16 protein-coding genes are annotated in these 20,133 nt (G+C 69.0%); 5 read left to right on the forward strand and 11 right to left on the reverse strand.

Annotation, left to right across the window (positions count from 1 at the left end):
• Positions 1-131 precede the first annotated feature (131 nt).
• From VGI12_22730 to VGI12_22745, 4 genes are all read left to right on the forward strand, one after another.
• Complete coding sequence (locus VGI12_22730) at positions 132-1,658, forward strand: methylmalonyl-CoA mutase family protein (protein ID HEY2435503.1); 1,527 nt, start codon at positions 132-134, stop codon at positions 1,656-1,658.
• Positions 1,648-2,703, forward strand: coding sequence for an ABC transporter ATP-binding protein (locus VGI12_22735; GenBank protein ID HEY2435504.1), 1,056 nt, complete (start codon positions 1,648-1,650; stop codon positions 2,701-2,703). The genes VGI12_22730 and VGI12_22735 overlap by 11 nt, the downstream gene beginning before the upstream one ends.
• Positions 2,703-3,581, forward strand: a complete 879-nt coding sequence (locus tag VGI12_22740) for an ATP-binding cassette domain-containing protein (protein HEY2435505.1) — start codon at positions 2,703-2,705, stop codon at positions 3,579-3,581. The genes VGI12_22735 and VGI12_22740 overlap by 1 nt, the downstream gene beginning before the upstream one ends.
• A 162-nt stretch (positions 3,582-3,743) precedes the next feature.
• Complete coding sequence (locus VGI12_22745) at positions 3,744-6,011, forward strand: ABC transporter permease (GenBank protein HEY2435506.1); 2,268 nt, start codon at positions 3,744-3,746, stop codon at positions 6,009-6,011.
• A 31-nt stretch (positions 6,012-6,042) separates the two neighbouring features.
• Here the strand turns inward: VGI12_22745 and VGI12_22750 are convergent, their stop codons facing one another.
• The 10 genes from VGI12_22750 to VGI12_22795 form a co-directional block, all read right to left on the reverse strand.
• Entirely contained in the window at positions 6,043-6,729 is a 687-nt protein-coding gene (locus tag VGI12_22750; GenBank protein ID HEY2435507.1) for an ABC transporter ATP-binding protein, read from the reverse strand.
• Positions 6,730-6,734: 5 nt separating this feature from the next.
• Positions 6,735-7,529, reverse strand: coding sequence for a J domain-containing protein (locus VGI12_22755; protein HEY2435508.1), 795 nt, complete (start codon positions 7,527-7,529; stop codon positions 6,735-6,737).
• The gene (locus tag VGI12_22760; GenBank protein HEY2435509.1) at positions 7,526-9,538 is read right to left on the reverse strand and encodes an ATPase, T2SS/T4P/T4SS family; all 2,013 of its coding nucleotides are present in this window, start codon (positions 9,536-9,538) and stop codon (positions 7,526-7,528) included. The genes VGI12_22755 and VGI12_22760 overlap by 4 nt, the downstream gene beginning before the upstream one ends.
• Before the next feature lie 87 nt (positions 9,539-9,625).
• The gene (locus tag VGI12_22765; protein ID HEY2435510.1) at positions 9,626-11,254 is read right to left on the reverse strand and encodes a hypothetical protein; all 1,629 of its coding nucleotides are present in this window, start codon (positions 11,252-11,254) and stop codon (positions 9,626-9,628) included.
• A 115-nt stretch (positions 11,255-11,369) separates the two neighbouring features.
• Complete coding sequence (gene acs / locus VGI12_22770) at positions 11,370-13,319, reverse strand: acetate--CoA ligase (GenBank protein ID HEY2435511.1); 1,950 nt, start codon at positions 13,317-13,319, stop codon at positions 11,370-11,372.
• Between the two features lie 52 nt (positions 13,320-13,371).
• Positions 13,372-14,031, reverse strand: a complete 660-nt coding sequence (locus tag VGI12_22775) for a tetratricopeptide repeat protein (protein HEY2435512.1) — start codon at positions 14,029-14,031, stop codon at positions 13,372-13,374.
• A 377-nt stretch (positions 14,032-14,408) separates the two neighbouring features.
• Entirely contained in the window at positions 14,409-15,395 is a 987-nt protein-coding gene (locus VGI12_22780; GenBank protein ID HEY2435513.1) for an AAA family ATPase, read from the reverse strand.
• A gap of 97 nt (positions 15,396-15,492) precedes the next feature.
• Positions 15,493-16,701, reverse strand: coding sequence for a hypothetical protein (locus VGI12_22785; protein HEY2435514.1), 1,209 nt, complete (start codon positions 16,699-16,701; stop codon positions 15,493-15,495).
• A gap of 239 nt (positions 16,702-16,940) precedes the next feature.
• Positions 16,941-17,456 (reverse strand): hypothetical protein, encoded by a 516-nt coding sequence (locus VGI12_22790; GenBank protein HEY2435515.1) that lies wholly within the window; start codon positions 17,454-17,456, stop codon positions 16,941-16,943.
• Entirely contained in the window at positions 17,456-18,769 is a 1,314-nt protein-coding gene (locus VGI12_22795) for an inositol-3-phosphate synthase (protein ID HEY2435516.1), read from the reverse strand. Before VGI12_22795 ends, VGI12_22790 begins: the two co-directional genes overlap by 1 nt.
• 25 nt (positions 18,770-18,794) lie before the next feature.
• Here VGI12_22795 and VGI12_22800 point away from each other — a divergent pair, with 25 nt between their 5' ends.
• Positions 18,795-19,310 (forward strand): methyltransferase domain-containing protein, encoded by a 516-nt coding sequence (locus VGI12_22800; GenBank protein HEY2435517.1) that lies wholly within the window; start codon positions 18,795-18,797, stop codon positions 19,308-19,310.
• 33 nt (positions 19,311-19,343) lie between these two features.
• On the opposite strand, the gene VGI12_22805 is transcribed toward VGI12_22800, so the two are convergent.
• Positions 19,344-20,114, reverse strand: coding sequence for an SDR family oxidoreductase (locus tag VGI12_22805; GenBank protein ID HEY2435518.1), 771 nt, complete (start codon positions 20,112-20,114; stop codon positions 19,344-19,346).
• Between the last annotated feature and the right edge of the window lie 19 nt (positions 20,115-20,133).

The raw sequence follows: 20,133 nt of genomic DNA on the forward strand, positions 1-20,133 counted from the left end.
TCACCGGAGGCCTGAGCCGAAGCCGACCGCCGGGGGCTGGCGGTAGCATTCGGGCGCCAAAGTGAATCATATGAAGGGTTTGGAGCGTGGGAAAACTGCGAACATTGTAAACTCTCGAAATACCACTGTCAATGGATGAACTGCCCGGATTCTTTCCATTCACCCGCGGCATCCAGCCCACGATGTACCGCGGGCGCGTCTGGACGATGCGCCAGTACGCCGGGTTCGGGACCGCGGCCGAGTCCAATCGCCGGTATCACTACCTCCTGAACAACGGCGTCAGCGGACTCAGCGTGGCCTTCGACCTGCCGACGCAGATGGGCTACGACTCCGACCACCGCCTTGCGGAGGGAGAGGTCGGCCGGGTCGGAGTGGCCATCGACTCGATCGCCGACATGGAGGCGCTCTTCGCCGGTATTCCGCTCGATCGCGTGTCGACGTCGATGACGATCAACGCCACCGCGGTGATCCTGCTCGCGCTCTACGTCGTGGTGGCGCGACGCCAGGGGGTCGATCCCGCCGCCCTGTCGGGAACCATTCAGAACGACATCCTCAAGGAATACGTCGCGCGCGGCACCTACATCTATCCGCCCCGCGCCTCGCTGCGCATCGTCACCGATATCTTCGCCTTCTGCGACCGCGAGCTGCCGAACTGGAACACGATCTCGATCAGCGGCTACCACATCCGCGAGGCGGGCTCGACGGCGGTGCAGGAGGTCGCGTTCACCTTCGCCAACGCGATCGCCTACGTGCAGGCGGCGCTCGACGCCGGGCTCGACGCCGACCGCGTCGGCCAGCGTCTGTCGTTCTTCTTCAACGCGCACAACGACTTCCTCGAGGAGATCGCCAAGTTCCGGGCGGCGCGGCGGCTCTGGGCACACCTGATGCGCGACCGGTTCCACGCGCGCACGCCGCGCGCTCAGCAGCTGCGGTTCCACACGCAGACGGCGGGCAGCACGCTCGCCGCGCAGCAACCCGACAACAACATCGTCCGCGTCGCGGTTCAGGCGCTCGCGGCGGTGCTTGGCGGCACCCAGTCGCTGCACTGCAACGGCCGCGACGAAGCGCTGGCGCTTCCGACCGAGGAGTCGGCGCGCATCGCCCTGCGCACCCAGCAGATCCTCGCCCGCGAGAGCGGCGTCGCCAATACGGTCGACCCGGTCGGCGGCTCGACGGAGATCGAGGCGCAGACCGACCGCATCGAGCGTGAGGCCCGCGCGCTGATCGAGCGCATCGAGGCGCTGGGCGGCACGCTCGCGGCGATCGAGACCGGCTTCGTGCAGCGCGAGATCCAGGACGCGGCCTACGCGGCGCAACGGCGCGTGGATGCGGGCGAGCAGGTGATCGTTGGCGTGAACCGGTTCGAGAGCGAGCCGCGGCCGGGGACCGCGTCCGCCGCTCAGGGCGAAGGGATCGAGACGCTGCGGATCGACCCCGAGGTGGAACGACGGCAGGTCGAACGGGTCCGTCAGGTGCGGGCGTCACGGTCCGACGCCGACTGGCGATCCGCGCTCGACGGCGTGACGGCGGCCGCGCGCGGCGGCGACAACCTGGTGCCGCCGATCATTCACGCCGTCGAAGCGCAGGCGACCGTCGGCGAGATCGCCGATGCGATGCGCGCGGTCTTTGGCGAACACCGGGAGTCCGATGGCCGATAACCGGCCCACCGCTGACGGCCTCAGCCTCCTCCAGGTCGAACACCTGACCACGGTGTTCGACCTCGCGGAAGGTCCGGCGGCGGCTGTATCGGACGTGAGCTTCCACCTCGACGCCGGCGAAACGCTGTGCCTCGTCGGCGAGTCCGGCAGCGGCAAGACGGTCACCGCGATGTCGATCCTCAGGCTGGTGCCGCCGCCGGGACGCGTGACGGCCGGCCGGATCGTCTTTCGGGGACGCGACCTGCTGACGCTGCCGGAACACGAGCTGCGTCGGGTGCGGGGGCCCGGCATCGGGCTGGTCTTCCAGGAGCCGGCTGCCGCGCTGAATCCCGTATTCACCATCGGCAACCAGATCGAGGAGACGCTGGCGGTGCACGGCCTCGCACGCGGAGCCGAGGCGCGCGCCAGGGCCATCGAATTGCTCGAGGCCGTCCGCATACCCAATCCCACCCGGCGGGTGCACGACTATCCCCATCAGCTCTCGGGCGGCCTCCGCCAGCGTGCGATGATCGCCCTGGCGATCTGCTGCAATCCTCCGCTGCTCATCGCCGACGAGCCGACGACCGCGCTCGACGTGACGATCCAGGCCGAGATCCTCGACCTGCTGCGCGGGCTGCGCGACCGGCTCGGGCTGGCCCTCCTGCTCATCACCCACGACCTCGGCATCGTCGCCGAGATGGCCGATCGCGTGGCGGTGATGTACGCCGGGCACATCGTCGAGCAGAGCCGCGTGCGCGACATTTTCCGCGACGCCCGGCACCCGTACACGCGAGGGCTGCTGGCCTCGTCTCCGGAAGGTCGGCCGGGCACGCGGCTGGCGGCGATTCCCGGGGCCGTCCCGGCGCTCGGACGGTTTCCCCGTGGCTGCCCGTTCAATCCCCGCTGCGCCGCGCGCTTCGAGCCCTGCGACACGGCGCTGCCGGGTCTGACACGACTGCGTCCGACACCCGATAACGGACATCCGACAGCCGGTCCGCGCGAGACACGCTGCTTCCTCTATTCGCCCGCGGTCGACCCCGAGATCGTGGCCGAGGACGCGCGCTGATGGCGCTGCTCGAGGTGCGCCACCTCGTCAGGGAATTCACGCGCGGCGAGCGATTCTTCGGCGCGGGCGATCCGGCACGGGCGGTCGACGACGTGAGCTTCACGATCGATCGAGGGGACACCTTCGGGCTGGTCGGGGAGTCGGGCAGCGGCAAGACGACGACGGCGCGATGCATCCTGCGTCTCATCGAGCCGACGTCGGGGGAGGTCGTCTTCGACGGCCGGGACGTGCTGAAGCTGTCGCGCGCCGAGCTGCGGGCCGCGCGGCGGGACATGCAGATCGTCTTCCAGGACCCCTACTCGTCGCTCAACCCCCGCATGCGGGCCGCCGACATCGTCGAGGAACCGCTCGTCATCCACCGCCTGGGATCGCGCGACGAGCGGCGGGCGCGGGTGACACGATTGTTCGAGCTGGTCGGCCTCGACCGGGATCACCTGTCACGCTATCCGCACGAATTCAGCGGCGGCCAGCGACAGCGGATCGGCCTGGCCAGGGCGCTGGCGCTCGGTCCCAAGCTGATCGTCGCCGACGAGCCCGTGTCGGCGCTCGACGTGTCGGTGCAGGCACAGATCGTCAACCTGCTGATGGACCTGCGTCAGCAGCTCGCGCTGACCTGCCTGTTCATCGCGCACGACCTGCGGCTCGTCGAACACCTCTGCGCGCGCGTGGCGGTGATGTATCGCGGGCGGATCGTCGAGATGGGCGACACCGCGACGCTCTTCGCCGCGCCCCAGCATCCCTACACGCAGGCGCTCCTATCGGCGATCCCGGTGCCGGATCCCGACACGCGGCGGACGCGGTTGGTGCTGGATCCCGCCTCGTTCGATCGCCGTGCCGCGCTCAGGCAGATCGGACCCGGCCACTTCGCGGCGGTGTGACGGACCGTTGCGGCGTCGATCCCTCGGCGTCGGGGCAACCTGGCCGCGAGCGGCACCGAACCTGCAGCATCTACCTCCCCGGGCCTGAAAACCCTTCAGCCGATAACAAAAGTGTTGTCCGAGTTCCGTTCCGCTGCTCGCGGTCTCGCCAAGTGGCGCAGCGTGGCCGTCGCCGTACCGACGCTGGCCATCGGCATCGGCGCCGCCACTGCCCTGTACGCGGTTGCCCGCGTGTCGCTCGCCGGCCTGCCGGACGTGCCGGCGATGTCGCGCGTCGGGCGGATCTATGCGGCGAATCCGGGGCTTGGCGTCGAGCGCGGGCGGGTGTCGCTGGGCGAGTTCGATCAGGCGCTCTCGAAGGCCTCGTCGTTTGAGGCGATCGGGGCGTATGCCGACGAGGACGCGCTCGTCGGCATCGGCCCGGCGGCGCGTCCGGCCGTGGCCGGCTACGCGTCCCCGGCGTTCTTTGCGGCGATGGGCGTCCTGCCCGCTGCCGGTCGGGTCTTCGCACCGGCCGACCTGACGGGGCCGCCGGTCGTCGTGGTGAGCGACGCGCTGTGGAAGCGTGAGTTCGCCGACGGGCGGCTCGCCGACGCGAAGCTGCGGGTCGACAGTGTCGATCGCACGGTGATCGGCGTGATGCCGCCGACGTTCGAATACGGCTTCGTCGACGTGGCGGCGAGCCTCTGGATCCCGCTCGAACACGCCAGCCGCAGCATGCCGGCGATCGTCAACGTCTTCGCGCGGCTGCGAGACGGCGTCGAATGGCCGGCCGCGGAGCGCGAGCTCACCGGCATGACGCACGGACAGGGTCCCTGGACGTTTCGGGCGATTTCACTCGCGAAGGACACGCGCGGGCGCGCCGTCGTCGTCTATGTCAGCACGCTCGGCCCGGCGTGCCTCGTGCTGATCCTCGCGTGCCTGAACGTCGCCTGCCTGCTGCTGGCGCGCGGCATCGGCCGTGACCGGGAATTGACGGTGCGCCGCGCGCTCGGCGCGACGCGGTTCCGTCTGATGGGTCTGCTGCTCGTCGAGAGCCTGATCCTCGCAATTTTCAGCGGCGCGATCGGCGCCGCGCTGGCGGCGTGGCTCGTCCACGGCGCGGCGCCGGCGCTCGCCGCCGTGCAGCCGCGTGGCGCCGCGGCGCTCGCAGGCGTCCGGCTGCTCCCGGTGGCGATGGCGGCCAGCACCATCGCCTGTCTGCTGTTCGGGATGGTGCCGGCGCTTCGGCTCTCGACGCGCGAAGTCACGGCGTCGCTCAACGGAGTGCCGGGCGTCCGTCGCACCCATGTCGCCGGTTACGGCGCGCGCGACGTGATCGTCTTCACCGAGATCGCGGCGGCCGTCGGGCTTGCGGTCTGGACCGCCATGGTGTGGACGCTCGCCTCGCAGCTGCACGGCCAGACGCTGACCTTCGCCGCCGACCATGTCGTGGCGATGCGTGCGCCTGACGCAACCGTCGTCCGCGTGGCCGCGCGCGTGGCGGCGGTACCCGGCGTGGCGGCGTCGGCGATTTCATCCGGCATGATCGGCGGCGGCAGGCCTGAGCGCATCGAGACGGGCGACGGCTCGCCGCTCGTCTTCTCGCGGGTGCCGGTCGGCGACCGGTTCTTCGAGACGCTGGCGTTGCCGATGCTGCACGGCCGCGCATTCGACGCGGCTGAAACGAACGCACGAGCGGCCGTGGCCGTATTGAGCGAATCGGCCGCGCGCCGGCTGGCGCCAGGCGGCGACGCGGTCGGCCGTCGTCTGCAGACCTCGACGCACGGCGACCTGACGGTGATCGGCGTCTGCCGGGATCCGATCGATGCCGGCGCGCTCGCCGCGATCGATGCCGGCGCCGGAGAGATGTACGTCCCGTACGAACCCTCGATGACGTCGCGTGAAGCGGTCGTCCTGGCGCGTGTGCCCGGCGATGCCCGGCTCGCGCTCGACGCGATCGCGGCGGCGGCGCAGGTGCCGCCTGGCTCGCCGCCGGCCCGTCCTGTCGTGCTGAGCGACAATTTCGCGGAACGCGCCGCGGTCACGGCCGCGCCCGCGACGCTGGCGCTGAAGATCCTGGGACCGTTCGCCGTCCTCGCGCTGCTGCTGGCGGCGAGCGGCGTGTTCGCGGTGATCAGTCAGTCGGTGTCGCAGCGCACTCGCGAGTTCAGCATCCGCCTCGCCATCGGCGCGACGCGGCCGGGCGTGTTGCGACTGGTGCTCGTCCGCGAGGGGAAGCTGATTGCCGCAGCCGCCGCGACCGGTTTCGTGTTCACGATGATGGCGACGCTCGCCCTCTTCGAGCAGCTGGCGACGCTCGCGTCGATTCTGCCGTCGTTCTGGGTGGGAGCGCTCCTGCTGTCGGCCGGTGTCGCGGCGGTGTCCGTGATGTGCGCGACCTACCGGATCACCCGGCTGGAGCCGGCCGCGGTGCTGCGGCGGCTCTGAGCGCCGGCAGACGTCGCCGCGATTCAGGTCGCTATGCGGCCTGGCGAACGTCCTTTTCGACCTGGCCGTCGCGGATGTGGATGACGCGCCTGGCGTAGGCGGCGATCTCCGGTTCGTGCGTGACGACAATGATCGTGTTGCCGCCGTCGTGCAGGCGCTGGAAGACCGACATGATTTCCACGCCGGTCTTCGAATCGAGGTTGCCCGTCGGCTCGTCGGCGAGGAGGATGGACGGGTTGTTGACGAGCGCCCTGGCGATGGCCACGCGCTGGCGCTGGCCCCCCGACAGCTCGTTCGGCTTGTGCGAGGCGCGCTGCGTCAGCTCGACCTTGTCGAGCGCCGCGCGCGCGCGCTCGGCGCGGTCGCGGCCCGAGACGCCGGCATAAACGAGCGGCAGCTCGACGTTGTGCAGCGCGGTGGCGCGCGGCAGCAGGTTGAACGTCTGGAACACGAACCCGATCTCTTCGTTCCTGATCCGGGCCAGCTCGTCGTCGTTCATCGCCGCGACCTCTTTGCCGTTGAGCTGATAGCTTCCACGGCTCGGTGTGTCGAGACAGCCGATCAGGTTCATCAGCGTCGACTTGCCAGAGCCCGACGGGCCCATGATCGCGACGTATTCCCCTTTGTCGATGTTGATGTTGACACCGCGCAGGGCATGGATTTCCTCAGAGCCCATGACGTAGGTCTTCCAGAGGTCCTGTGTCGTGATCAGTCCCATAGGTCTTACCGCGCTTCTCTCAATCTCTGTATTAACGAGCGAACCGAGCCGGGAGTTTCAGGCGGAAACAGCGCTCCCCAGTCTCTCACATCCACCGGAACCAGGAGCGGACCGCCGCCGCGGCTCTTGCGGCGCAGATCGGTGACGGCCGCCGCCAGATCGGATTCCGGCGCCACCCCCTGCCCGAGCAGCAGCAGGACGCAGCTGAGCGCGCCAGGGGCTCGCACCTTGGCCGCGGGCAGCCAGACGTCGGCCACGGCGGCCGCGTCGACGAACGGTACGAACTTCACGACCAGGCAGACGCTCTCGTCGGCCCGGCGGAAGAGGCCCTTCTTCGGCCGGACGACCAGCGCGAGATCGAACCCGTGCACCGGCAGCGGCTCCGACTCGGCCAGCACCTCGGCGGCCGCCTGCTTCACTTTCGACAGCGACGCGCGACGCACGAATTCGAACCCGGCGCTCCGCTGCTTGGGGGCGGGTCGCGGGGACGGCTCGCTGGCCTGCGGCGGAGCCGGTGACGGCGACGGCGTGGGTGCCGGACGCGCCGGCGGCACGGCCGCCGAGCCGCGCCGCCCGACGTCGAGATCGGCGTCGTACTTCGCGCGCAGCGGCGCGTCCATCAGGATGCGATAGGCCTCGGTGAGGTCCGCGGCGATCCCAGCCGCCATCTCCTGGAACTCGGCGCCGAGGTGCTGGACTTTGTCGGGATGATAGCGGGCGATCTCTCGGCGAAAGGCTTTCTTGATATCGTCGACCGGCGCGTCGCGCGGCACCGAGAGCAGGTCGTAGTAGTTCTTCAACGACTGTTCTTGAACTCAGCGACCTTCCCGGGCGGCAGCTGCAGGCTGCGCCGCTGATCGCGCAGCTGGCGCTTCGAGGCGCGCGTCGCGGTGCTCGCCGTGCAATAGGGGCAGAACTGCCAATCGGCCTGCAGCGAGCGGCCGCACTTCCCGCAGCCTGACTGCAGGCGGTGCCCGCAGTGCGCACAGGCCGCGAAGTCGACGCCGACCACCCCCTGGCACGCCGGGCACAGCGTCCGCACTTCCTTGACCTCGGTGACGACCCGAAAGAGCTCTTCGGGGGTGGTGAGGCCGGCCTTCACCTTGCCGAGCGCGTCTTCGCCGAGCGTGATCATGCCCGCCGCCATCGCGGCGTCGCGGATCATGTCGTCGCCGGCGCGCTGCGCGATCAGACGGCGGACCCGATCGGTGACCCGCATCACCTCGTAGACGCCGATGCGGCCGCGATAGCCGGTGAAATGGCAGTCCTCGCAGCCGACCGCCTTGTAGAACACGAAATGCGTCGCCGTCTCCTCGCTCATGTTGAGGGCGCGCAGCGTGTCGGCGTCTGGCGTGTACTGGCGGCGGCACTCGTGGCAGAGCCGCCGCACGAGCCGCTGCGCCACGACGCCGACCAGCGCCGAGGCGATCACGTACGGCTCGAGATTCATGTCCATCAGCCGCGTCACCGTCGACGGCGCGTCGTCGGTGTGCAGCGTCGAGAGGACGAGGTGTCCGGTCTGCGCTGCCTGCGTGGCGATCTTCGCGGTCTCGTGATCGCGGATCTCGCCGACCAGGATCACGTCGGGATCCTGCCGCAGAATCGCGCGCAGCGAGGTGGCGAAGGTCAACTTCGCCTTCTCGTTCACCTGCGTCTGGTTGACGCCGGCGATCTGGTACTCGATCGGATCCTCGATGGTGATGATGTTCGTGCGCCCCGACGCAACCGAGGTGATCGCGGAACTCAGCGTCGTCGACTTGCCCGAGCCGGTCGGCCCGACCACGAGGATCATCCCGTGCTGGTGGCGCAGGAAATAGCGGAGCTCCTCCATCGCCGCGGCTGAGAGGCCGAGCTCCTCGAGCGGCGGCGCCCCCTTGCGGTGATCGAGGACGCGCAGCACGATCTTCTCGCCGTGCAGCGTCCGGATCGACGAGACGCGGAAGTCGACCTCCTTGCCGTCTTCGGTCTTCACGCGCAGCCGGCCGTCCTGCGGGAGCCGCTTCTCGGCGATGTCCATGCCGGCCATCACCTTCAGCCGCGCGATCAGCCCCTCGTGGACCCACTTCGGCAGGTCCATCAGCTCCTTCAGGATGCCGTCGAGACGGTGGCGGACGATGACCCCTTTTTCTGCGGGCTCGATGTGCACGTCGCTGGCGCCGCTCGTAATCGCACCGTTCACGACCAGGTCGACGAGATCGATGATCGGCGCCGACTCGGTGTTCTCGCGTGAGGCCCCCTCGGACCCGGCCGTCGGCTCGAAGACGCGCAGTTCCGCGCGTGGCGCGAGTGAGGCGGCCGGCGTGTCGGTCATCCGCGGTGCCGGGCGCGGCGGCGACGCCGGCACCGCGAGCGCGGCGCTGGGCCCGGTGTACTTCGCGATCGCCTTGTCCGGATAGCCGTTCTCGATCGCGGCGAGAATGTCAGTCCGCGTCGACACGACCTGCTTGATGCGATAGCCGGTCTGGAATTCAAGATCCTGCACGAGGCTGAAGAGCAGCGGATCCGACATCGCCACGGTCAGCAGGTTTTTCTCCAGCTTCATCGCGACGCAGAGGCGCTTGGCGGCGACCTCCTTGGGGATGAGGACGATGGCCGTCGGGTCCGGCGGCTCGTCCGCCAGGCTGACGTACGGAAAACCGAGCTGGTACGCCAGCGCTTTCGTGATCTGCTTTTCCGTGGCGAGGTTCAGGCGGACGAGCACCGAGCCGACGCGTTCGCCGGTCCGTCGATGCTCCGCGAGCGCGGCCTGCAAATCTTCTTCGGAGATCAGGCCGGCCTGGATCAGACACTCACCGATCTTTTTCCGCACGCGTTCCTCGCCGGCCTGCCGCTGGGGAAGGGGACTGATTCTAGGGCCAATCCCCCCTACAGGCAACCAGTACCGCCACTGTCACAATTACCGGCCGGAGCGCTGCACCCCGACCACCCGCCCGCCAAGCGCGACCCGGATCTCCAGGCCGGACGGCTCCCGCAAGAGGACCGTCCGGTCGTCGATCCCGATCACCACGCGGCGGCCAATCGTGTCGCCGACGCCAACGATTCGACCCTGTTCCCCGATCGTCGCCAGACGGCGGTCGGCCGCCATCAGGATGGCGGTTACCTTGGGAATCGGATCCTTTAGCGGCTCGGGAAGCGGATCGGCCGCTCTCCGGCCGCTGGCCGCAGCGCCTGCCTTATCGGTCGAAGAGGGCGCGGGATGCAGGGGGGGGACAGTGGTGGCCTGCGGCGCGGCCGGGACAGCCCTCTGAGGCCTGGGAACGGCTTCGGACCGGCCGGCCGGGCCGGCCGCCGGGACTGTCAGTCGGCCAGTCGCGGGCTGCGGTCGCGGCGCCGCCGGCAGGGACGAAGGCGGCTGCGGTCGCACCGTGGCGGAGGGAGGCGCGACGACAGAAGAGCCTGGCGGATGCGGACTGGCGGACGCCGGAACGGGCGCGGCTGGCGCCGCCTGCCCGACCGACCCGGCTGCCGGAGATGAGGGGGCCGGCGTCGCCGGACGGGGCGTTGCGGCCCCAGGGGCCGGGATCGTTGCGGGCGGCGTTCGCGGGGGCGGAATCGTTGGGGGCGCGGTTCGAACGGGCGGGATCGTTGCGGGCGCCGTTCGAACGGGCGGGATCGTTACGGGCACCGTTCGCGGCGGCGCCGGACGCGACCGCAGATACCACCAGGCGCCGGCACCGCCCGCGACGATCGTCGCGACCACGGCGATCGCCGACGCGATGCGCCAGCCGCGGCGGGCCCGGCGTCGCACGGCCTCGTCGACTCGACGCGTCTCGCGGGTAAACGCGCCGGCGCACGCCAGCCGGATGGCTGGCGCGACCTCGGTGAGCTTCTCGGCGAGCTCGCGGCGCATCACGAGCCCTTCGAGCGAGTCGAGCGTCTCGACCTCCACGTCGAGCTCTTCGATGAGCGGCATCGTCAGCCCGCGCAGGTCTGGCAGGTTTCCGCAAGTGACGATGCCGTCGACCGTTGTTCCCTTCTGCTTGGCAGTCGAAATGGCGCGGCGAACCTCGGGCGCGAGAAACGCAACGAGCGAATAGCGCTGCAGGAGCCGCGCCTGGCTGCCGTAGGCGCCGAGGGTGGAATCCCACGTGAAGGAGTGGGCGTAGAGAAGTTTTCCCGGACGGACGACCGTGATGGCGACGCCGCTGCGGTTGATGCCGAGCCAGCACATCGCGCCGCCGCTTCGCGACGTGCGGAGACGTGCGAGCGCCCCCAGGGCGTTGCACGGAGTGACCACGCGCGCCACCTTGAACCCGGCGCGGGTCAGCGGTTCGATGAGCGGCGCCACGCTCGGATCGGCGAGGGTCGCGCCGTCGGGCAGTCCCCACACGACCGCGCGGCAGCGGCGCGGCAGCTTCAGCGAACTCCGGGCCTGGCGCAGGGCGGTGATGAAGGCATCGGCGCCAGGAAAGGCCGGTGGATCGAGCGTCGCCGCGGCGGCGACACGGACCTCCGCGCCGTGCACGGAGGTACTGGCGAGGGCGCACGTATCAGCGCCGAGTTCGACCGCAGTGATGCTGCGCATGACAGCCGGGGAAGTCTTCCATTAACGCACGAGCCGGCCGGCACTGTAAACCTGATCCGTGGGGTCCCGCCCCGCTCCGGGCAGTGCGGCGGGCGGCGATCTCCGCGCCGGCGTCCTAGCCTTCCTTATCCTCGTAGGCGGCCTTGAGATGGGCCACGACGTTCGGGTCGGCGAGGGTGGTGGTGTCGCCGAGCGCCTTTCCCTCGGCGATGTCGCGCAGCAGGCGGCGCATGATCTTGCCCGACCGCGTCTTCGGCAGATCCGCCGTGAATAGAATCTGATCGGGCCGCGCGATCGCGCCGATCTTGTGGACGACGTGCTCCTTCAGTTCGGCGGCGAGCTCGTCGGAGGGCTTCGTCCCCTCTTTGAGGGTCACGAACGCGGCAACCGCCTGTCCTTTGATTTCATGCGACTTGCCGACGACGGCGGCTTCAGCGACGCGCGGATCATCGACCAGCGCGCTCTCCACCTCCATCGTCCCGAGACGGTGCCCGGCGACGTTGAGGACGTCGTCGACGCGGCCGAGCAGCCAGTAGAAGCCGTCGTCGTCGAGACGGGCACCGTCGCCGGTGAAATACGAGCCGTCCTGCCATTGGCTCCAGTACTGCTTGACGAAGCGTTCGGGGTCGCCGTAGATGCCGCGGAGCATGGCGGGCCACGGCCGCGTCAGCGTGAGCAGGCCGCCGCCGTGCTCGACGCGCTTGCCGCTCTTGTCGCGGTTTTCCGCGGCGACGCCCGGAAAGGGCCGCGTCGCAGATCCGGGCTTGAGGTCGGTGATGCCGGGGAGCGGCGTGATCATGATCATGCCGGTCTCGGTCTGCCACCACGTGTCGACGATCGGACAGCGCTCGTGCCCGACGTTCACGTAGTACCACATCCACGCTTCGGGGTTGATCGGCTCACCAACTGACCCGAGCAGACGCAGCGAGCTGAGATCGCGTGTGGCGGGCCATTCGGTGCCCCAGCGCATGAACGCGCGAATCGCCGTCGGCGCCGTGTACAGGATCGTCACGCCGTGGCGCTCGATGATCTCCCAGAAGCGATCCTTGCGGGGCCAGTCCGGCGCTCCCTCGTACATGACGACGGTGGCGCCGTTGGCGAGCGGCCCATACACGACGTAGCTGTGCCCGGTGACCCATCCAATATCGGCGGTGCACCAGTAGACGTCGTGCTCCTTGAGATCGAACACCCATTTCGTGGTGGCGTAGGTGCCGGTGAGATAGCCGCCGGTCGTGTGGACGATACCCTTCGGCTTCCCGGTGGTGCCGGAGGTATAGAGGATGTAGAGCATGTCCTCGGCGTCCATCGCCTCGGGCTCAGTGTAGAGCGGCGCGTCCTGCATCAGGCGGTGGTACCAGTGATCGCGCCCCTCCTGCATGTGCACGGGGATCGGCGCGCCGGCCTGGCGCTGGTAGACGACGACGCTGCGGATGGACGGCGTGTCGCGGAGCGCCTCGTCGGCCATCTGCTTGAGCGGCACGATCTGGCCGCGGCGGTAGCCGCCGTCGGCGGTCACCAGCACGGTCGCCTGCGCGTCGTTGATCCGATCGCGAAGGGACTCCGAGCTGAAGCCGCCGAACACCACGTTGTGCACGGCGCCGATCCGCGCGCAGGCCAGCATCGCGATCGCCGCCTCGGGTACGAGCGGCAGGTAGATCGCGACCCGGTCGCCGCGCCCGACTCCCAGGTTCTTCAGCACCCCCGCGAAGGCGTTCACCTGACGATAGAGATCCCAGTAGGTGAGCGTCCGGCGGTCGCCCGGCTCCCCTTCCCAGACGATGGCCGCCTTGTTGCGCCTCGGACCGCGGACATGACGGTCGACACAGTTCACGCTCGCGTTCAGCGTGCCGCCCCCGAACCACTTGGCGTGTGGCGATGTCCACTCGAGCACCCGTGTGAACGGCGACGTCCATTCGAGCTCGCGCGCGAACCCGGCCCAGAAGGCTTCGGGATCAGCGGCGGCACGTGCGTAGACGGCCGGGTCGCCGATGATGGCCTCGCGCTTCCACGCGTCCGATGGCGGGAAGCGGCGGTTCTCCTGGAGCAGTGCGTCGATTTCGCTCATTGGTGTTGTGTGTCGGAAGGGCGTCGCCCTCGGATGCCCCGGCGCGCTCGCGCTATTTGGTTCCCCGCGTCGCCGCCTGGAGGCGGGCGCGCACGTCGGCTATATAGCCGGCCTGGGCCGGGCCGGCAAACTGCAGGAACTGACGGTAGTGCTCGGCGGCGAGGGCCAGTTCGCCGGTGCGTTCGTACATCTGCGCCAGATTGTAGTGCGCGGCGGCGCTGTGCGGGGCGATCTCGAGCGCGCGCCTCAGGGTGAGCTGCGCCTCCGGCCCCTGCCCCGCCGCATCCTGCGCGAGCGCCAGGTTGACGAGCGCGTCACTGTGCCTTGGATCCGTCGCCAGCACGGCCCGGGCTTCCGCAGCCGCCGCATCGGGCCGCCCCAGCTTGAGATACACCGCCGACAGGTTCAGTCGCGCGGTCACGTAGGACGGATTAATCGCGAGCACGCGCCTGAACTCGCGCGCGGCATCCTCGTAGAGCCCCTTGTCGTGGTAGAGGATGCCGACGTTATTGTGGGCGTCGACGTTCAGTTCGTCGCGCTTCAGCACGGTCGAGTAGTGGATGAGCGCCTGCTCGAATTCGCCGCTGCGCTGATAGTAGAGGGCCAGCTGGAATTCACTGCCGTTCGTTGTGCCCCTCGCCGTCCCGACGCCGGGAGACGGCGCTGCAGACGCAGGTCGAGCGGGGCTGCTCGCGTGCGGCGGTGCTGGCACGGGTGCCCCCGGTGGAGCGGCGGACGAAACCGCCGCCGGCGCAGGGGCGGCCGCCTTAATGATGGGTCCCGGAATGACGGGTGCCGGAATGATAGGTGCCGGTGGCGGCGCCGGGATGGAGACACGCGGGGCCTGCGCAGTCCTGGGAGAGACCGACGGGGCTGCGGCAGCGGGCGCCGACGCCGGCCAACCTGCCCAGGCAAGCATGCACACGAGAACGACGCCTGCGGTCGTCCCGAAGAGGAGGACGTGGCGCCTGCGCGGCTGCTCCGCGCGATAGCCGAGCGCCGCCAGTACGGCGTCGGCTTCCGCGGCGCGCCGGCCGGCCGGCGGGGCCGCCCCGCGCGACCCGCCCCGCAAGGCATCGTGGATTCGGCTCACTGACGGCTGGCGACCCGCTGCACGAGCACGGTCGCATACTGGCGGTAATGCCACACGGCGGCCGCGCCGCCGCCGATCATCGACGCCAGCAGCACGCCGGCGGCGAAGGGGGCGAGCCGCTGGCGCAGCCACGCCAGTCCCCGGCGCGAGCGCTTCAGCTCGAGCGATCCCGCGGCGCTCTCGACGTGTGCCGCGAGCACGCGGTTGGTGTGTGCGGAATAGGCAGTCAGGAGGGCGCGATCGCAGATCAGGTTGATCAGCCGTGGGATGCCGCCCGTGAACTGGTACACGCGCGCCAGCGCTCGCGGCGCGAACGCCACGGCGGCGCCGCCTCCGGCGACCGACAGACGGTGCTGCACGTACGCCGCGGTCTCGTCGGCGGCCAGCGGCCTGAGATCATAGCGGATCGACACACGCTGATCGAGCTGCCGCAGCTCGGGGCGGCGCAGCAGATCTTTCAGGTTCGACTGGCCGACCATCACGATCTGCAGCAGCTTCTCCTTCTCGGTCTCCAGGTTCGAGAGAATGCGGATCTGCTCCAGCACCTGGAGCGGCAGGTTCTGCGCCTCGTCGATGATGAGCAGCGCCTGCGCGCCAATTGCCTGCAGAGACAGCAGGAACTCGTTGAGCGTCTCGATCAGTTCCTGCTTGCTGACCCGCGCCAGACAGCCGCGCTTGATCTCGTCCCGTGACACCACACCGAACTCCTGCAGGACGAGACGGAGCAGATCCTCCTCGGAGAGAAACGGGTTGAGCACGAGCGCGGTAAAGGTCTTGCGGTCGATCTGCTCCAGCAGCGCGCGGCAGAGCGTCGTCTTGCCCGTGCCGATGTCGCCGGTGATCACCACGAACCCCTCACGGCGGCGGACCGCATACTGGAGCAGTTCGAAGGCGCTCGCATGCGACGCGCTCTTGAACAGGTATTTCGGGTCCGGCGTGAGGCTGAATGGCTTCTCCGTGAATCCGTAATAGTCTTCGTACATCGGCATCTCCAGCCTCCGGCTCCCGTGCCGGTCGTCAGTCCCCCACCACCGGTCCCCGCGCCACGTCCGCGGTACCGGCCTGCGTCGCGACCCGCGCCTACCGCGTACCCGCCGTCACCACCGTTGCGCGCAGCAGCACCACCAGCTCCGCCTGTGCAGTCGTTCCCGCGCCGCCGGCGAGTGCCGGCGAGCCGGCCCGTGCCTCCACAATCACCGGCCGCAGCCATCCCGATAGCAGCACGGTGTCGCCGCTTCGCACGCGGGTGGCCGTATCGGCCTCGGTGGCGCGCAGCTCCCCGTCCGTCTGCTCCTGCCACGTGTGCGAGATGCTCATCTGCACGACTCCGTCGGACGCGATCTGCGGCACGACGGTCAACGTCATCGAAGACGCGCCGGGGCCGCCGGCGCGGATCAGCGCCGGCTCGTTGTTGAGCGCTGTCACTTCCGGCGCCGACAGGACGCGGATCTCTCCCTGCTCGGCCAGCGCACGCTCCAGCGCCGCCGGATCCGCTGCAACCCCTGCGCCCGCCCCGTCGGCGGACAGCCCGAGGCGGCCGCGCACCGCGTTCCAGTCGATGACGCCGGCATCGGCCTTCAGCACCACCTCGAAGACGCGCGCCTGCAGCCGCACCTGCCTGCCGCTCCGCAGCTGCAGCGCTTCCAGATACTGCGCGATCCGATCGAGCCGTTCCGGATAGTCCGTCGCCTGCACCAGCCCGGCGCGCCGGTCGACGTGCACGGTGCCGGACGGCGAGAGAAGCGTACGCACGCCGTCGCCGACGGTCTCGAACGTGTCCTCGGCTGTGAGAAGAGTCGCCACCGCGGCATCCGGGGCGCCCGTGACACGCCGCAGGCCGCGTTGCGTGGCGAGCAGACTCACGTCGAACTCGCGCGTTTCGGTTCGATGACGGATGACGCGAAGGACGGTGCCGCGCAGCTCGAACTCACAGCCGAGCGGCGGGAGCAGCGCCGTCAACGCCTCGCGCAGCGTGAGGTGCTTCAGCTCGCCGCGGAAATCGCCGGCTACGTCGGAATCGAGCGCGAGACTGAACGGTGTGCCGGCGATCACCAGCCGCAACACCTCGCCGATAGGCCGTGGCTCGGCGAAAGTCAGCGAGAGCCTGCGGGGAGAATCGAGTGCCGCGGCGAGCGTACCGGGCTCGAGCTGCGCGGCCGGCAGTCCGGCCGGCATGGGCCGCTGCGCGGGCTGGCCAGGTCCTCCCTGCTCTGGCGGACCTCCGGCCAGCCGGGTCACCGGCATCGCCTGAAGGATGAGGACGAGCCCCACCGCCGCGAAAGAATCCATAAACTCAAGATGCACAGCCATTTACGCGATAGCCCTTCCCGGGAGCGCGCACCGCTGCACACTTCTGCTGGACTAACTTTCGGTCTGTGAGGGGCGGAGGTTTAGGAGAGTGAGGGTTGGGCGAGCTGGATACTGATCAATCACCGCTGATCCGGGAACGCCGAATCAGCGGTCATCGATCCAGCGACCAGCGATCCACGATCGCTGATCGTAACGAGCGCCGGAAACGCCTCCAGGCCTTACGCCGGCGGGAGGATTTCTGTCGTGCCGGGCGGCAGATCTTTCTTCTTGAAGAGCGCCACTCCGAGGAGGCCGCCGAGGAGGCCGAAGACGGCGTAGATGCAGGCGCCGATCAGACCGAAGACCAGCCGGAACGCGATCGCGCCGCTGCGCGCCGCACCCATGCCCATGTTCTGGATCATGCTGCGGTATTGCTCGGGCACATCCGGGTTGTCGACGATGCGTTCCAGCAGACGCTGCTGGAAGGGGCCCATCGCCATCGAAATCGGGATGGCGATGAGTGCGGCGACGATGCCGCCGAGCGCACCGGCCATCAGCCCGACGAGCGCCCCGTCAGCGGCGCCGACCGGATACGGATGCTCTTTTTGCATCAGATAGACGGCGAGCACCCCGCCACCGACAACCCACAGACAGCACAGACAGTTGCCGATGTTGACGACCGGCAGCCCTGACAGGACGCCGATCGCGATTCCCGCATACAGCGCCGGTTGGGTCTTCGGTGGTACTGGAGACATCAGTCGTAATACTCCCGTCCCAGATGGGTGATCAACTCCTCACCCTGCATATAGCGCAGCGTGTTCTTCAGCTTCATCAGCTGGATGAACAGATCGTGCTCCGGGTAGAGGCCGGCCGCGTGCATCGGGCTCTTGTAGTAGAACGAGAGCCACTCCTGAATGCCGCTCATGCCTGCCCGGCGGCTCAGATCGAGGAACAGCGCGGAATCTAGCACAATCGGAGCCGCCAGGATGCTGTCGCGGCAGAGAAAATTGATCTTGAGCTGCATCGAGTAGCCGAGCCACCCGAAGATGTCGATGTTGTCCCAGCCTTCTTTGTTGTCGCCGCGCGGCGGGTAGTAGTTGATGCGGACGACGTGACAGAGCTTTTCGTACAGCTCGGGGTAGAGTTTCGGCTGGAAGATGTAGTCGAGGACCGACTTCTTGCTCTCTTCCTTGGTCTTGAACGACTCGGGATCGTCGAGCACCTCGCCGTCGCGGTTGCCGAGGATGTTCGTCGAGTACCAGCCTTCGACGCCGATCAGGCGGGCCTTCAGGCCGGGGGCGACGATCGTCTTGATCAGCGTCTGCCCCGTCTTCAAGTCCTTCCCGGCGAGCGGCGAGCCGGTCTGCTGGGCGAGCTGGATCAACGCCGGGATGTCGGCGCTCAGATTCGGCGCCGCGTTGGCGTAGGGGATGCCCTCCTTGATCGCCGCGTAGGCGTAGATCATGCTCGACGGGATGTTCTCGTCGTTGCGCGCCAGGCCCTGCTCGAACGCCTCGATCGAGGCGTGCACGGCGCTTTCCTGCAGGTAGATTTCAGTGCTGCCGCACCACACCATCACGAGCCGGCTGAGACCCCTGTCGCGCTTGAACTTCTGGATGTCGGCGCGCACCTGCTCGGCGAGGTCCTGCTTCGAGCTGCCCTTCTTGACGTTCGGTCCGTCGAGACGCTTCACGTACTTGCGGTCGAACACGGCGGGCAGCGGCGTGATCGCTTCGAGCTCGGGACGGACCTGATCGAGCAGATCGCGTTCGAGCACGCCGGCGGTCTTCGCCGCCTCGTAGGCGTTGTCTTCGAAGAGGTCCCAGCCAGCGAATTCGATGTCGTCGAGCGACGCGAGCGAAACGAAATCCTTGATGCGGGGGGAATTGGCCTCGGTCCGCTTGCCGAGACGGATCGTGCCCATCTGAGTCAGTGACCCGAACGGCTTGGCCAGGCCGCGACGAATGGCGAGGACCCCCGCGATCGTCGTCGTGCTCACGGCGCCCAGGCCGACGAGCATGATTCCCAGCTTACCTTCGGCTTTTTCAATCGTCTTCGGCTTGTTCACAACCGGGCGATCATATCATCCGGGAATGGGCTGGTTCCGCAAGGATTCCGCGCGCGACGCGCTGGCGGTCACGATGGCGGGGGTCAAGTTGGGCGACCGCTTCCTCTCGCTCGGGGTACGGGACGCGCCCTTGATCGCCGCGTTGGCGACCAGAGCGGGGCTGACCGGCCGCGCCTGCGTCGTCGACCCCGACGCGGCGCGGGCGGCGGCGGGCGCCGCGGCCGTCCACGAACAGGGCGCCTTCGTCGAGGCCGAACCCGCGCCGTGGGATCGCCTTCCCTTCGACGGCGCGAGTTTCGACATCGCGGTGGCGCGCGATCTGCTGGCGTCGCTCGAGCACGAACACCGCACCCGTGCCGCTGCCGAAGTGCTGCGCGTGCTGCGCGGCGGCGGCCGCTTCGTCGTCATCGAATCCACGAAACGCACGCGGATCGCCCCCGACGCGATGACGTCGCCGCTGATCCTCGCCGGGTTCGCGGCGGTCCGCGTGCTCGCGCACGCCGATCACACCATCTTCGTCGAGGGAATCAAGAAAGCGTGAAGCAGCGCCATTCCAAGCCTCGGGAATTGGACATCAGCGCGCGCAGGTGAGATGTCGACCACCGTCGATCGAGATCGTCTCGCCGGTGATCCAGCCGGCGCGGTCCGAGGCGAGAAACGCAATCAGATCCGCGATCTCGTCGGCGTCGCCGGCCCGTCCCAGGGGATGCGTCGTCTTCGAGTGCTCGAGGAACGCCGCGTAGGCGTCCTCGTTCATGCCGCTGCGCCGGTGGAGATTGGAGACGACTACCCCGGGATTGACGGCGTTGACGCGGACGCCGTGCGGCGCCATCTCGAGCGCGGCGCAGCGCGTCAGCTGATCGACCCCCGCCTTGCTGACGCAATAAGCGAGCACGTTGGGAAAGGCGCGCAGCCCGGTGACGCTGGAGACGTTGACGACCGAGGCGTTGTGCGTCTCTCGCGCCGACACGATCAGCTGCGGCGCCGCGGCACGCATCAGGCGGAAGGGGGCGCGCAGGTTGATGTCGAGCATCTGATCCCACGCGGCGTCCGCCGTGTTCTCCACGGTGCCGTTGGCGATGATGCCGGCGGCGTTGACGAGCGCCGAGATGCCGCCGAACGCCGCGACCGCCCGCGCGACGATTTCGTCGGGAGCGCCGGCGGCGGTGACATCCGCCTCGACCACCGCCGCCCGGCCGCCCGCGGCTTCGATGTCGCGTGCGACCGCGTCGAGGACCCGTTTCTTGCGCCCCACCGCGACCACCGCTGCCTTTTCACGTCCGAACCTGACGGCGGCCGCACGGCCGATGCCGCTCGACGCGCCGGTAACCACGACCGTATGCATCCGTGCGTTGTAGCACAAG

It is taken from the genome of Vicinamibacterales bacterium, from assembly GCA_036496585.1.
Lineage (GTDB): Bacteria > Acidobacteriota > Vicinamibacteria > Vicinamibacterales > 2-12-FULL-66-21 > JAICSD01.

Coding starts and splice junctions, on each gene's coding strand:
- VGI12_22730 (HEY2435503.1), top strand. CDS start 132: ATGGATGAACTGCCCGGATTCTTTCCATTCACCCGCGGCATCCAGCCC.
- VGI12_22735 (HEY2435504.1), top strand. CDS start 1,648: ATGGCCGATAACCGGCCCACCGCTGACGGCCTCAGCCTCCTCCAGGTC.
- VGI12_22740 (HEY2435505.1), top strand. CDS start 2,703: ATGGCGCTGCTCGAGGTGCGCCACCTCGTCAGGGAATTCACGCGCGGC.
- VGI12_22750 (HEY2435507.1), bottom strand. CDS start 6,729: ATGGGACTGATCACGACACAGGACCTCTGGAAGACCTACGTCATGGGC.
- VGI12_22765 (HEY2435510.1), bottom strand. CDS start 11,254: ATGCGCAGCATCACTGCGGTCGAACTCGGCGCTGATACGTGCGCCCTC.
- acs (HEY2435511.1), bottom strand. CDS start 13,319: ATGAGCGAAATCGACGCACTGCTCCAGGAGAACCGCCGCTTCCCGCCA.
- VGI12_22780 (HEY2435513.1), bottom strand. CDS start 15,395: ATGTACGAAGACTATTACGGATTCACGGAGAAGCCATTCAGCCTCACG.
- VGI12_22785 (HEY2435514.1), bottom strand. CDS start 16,701: ATGGATTCTTTCGCGGCGGTGGGGCTCGTCCTCATCCTTCAGGCGATG.
- VGI12_22790 (HEY2435515.1), bottom strand. CDS start 17,456: ATGTCTCCAGTACCACCGAAGACCCAACCGGCGCTGTATGCGGGAATC.
- VGI12_22800 (HEY2435517.1), top strand. CDS start 18,795: ATGGGCTGGTTCCGCAAGGATTCCGCGCGCGACGCGCTGGCGGTCACG.
- VGI12_22805 (HEY2435518.1), bottom strand. CDS start 20,114: ATGCATACGGTCGTGGTTACCGGCGCGTCGAGCGGCATCGGCCGTGCG.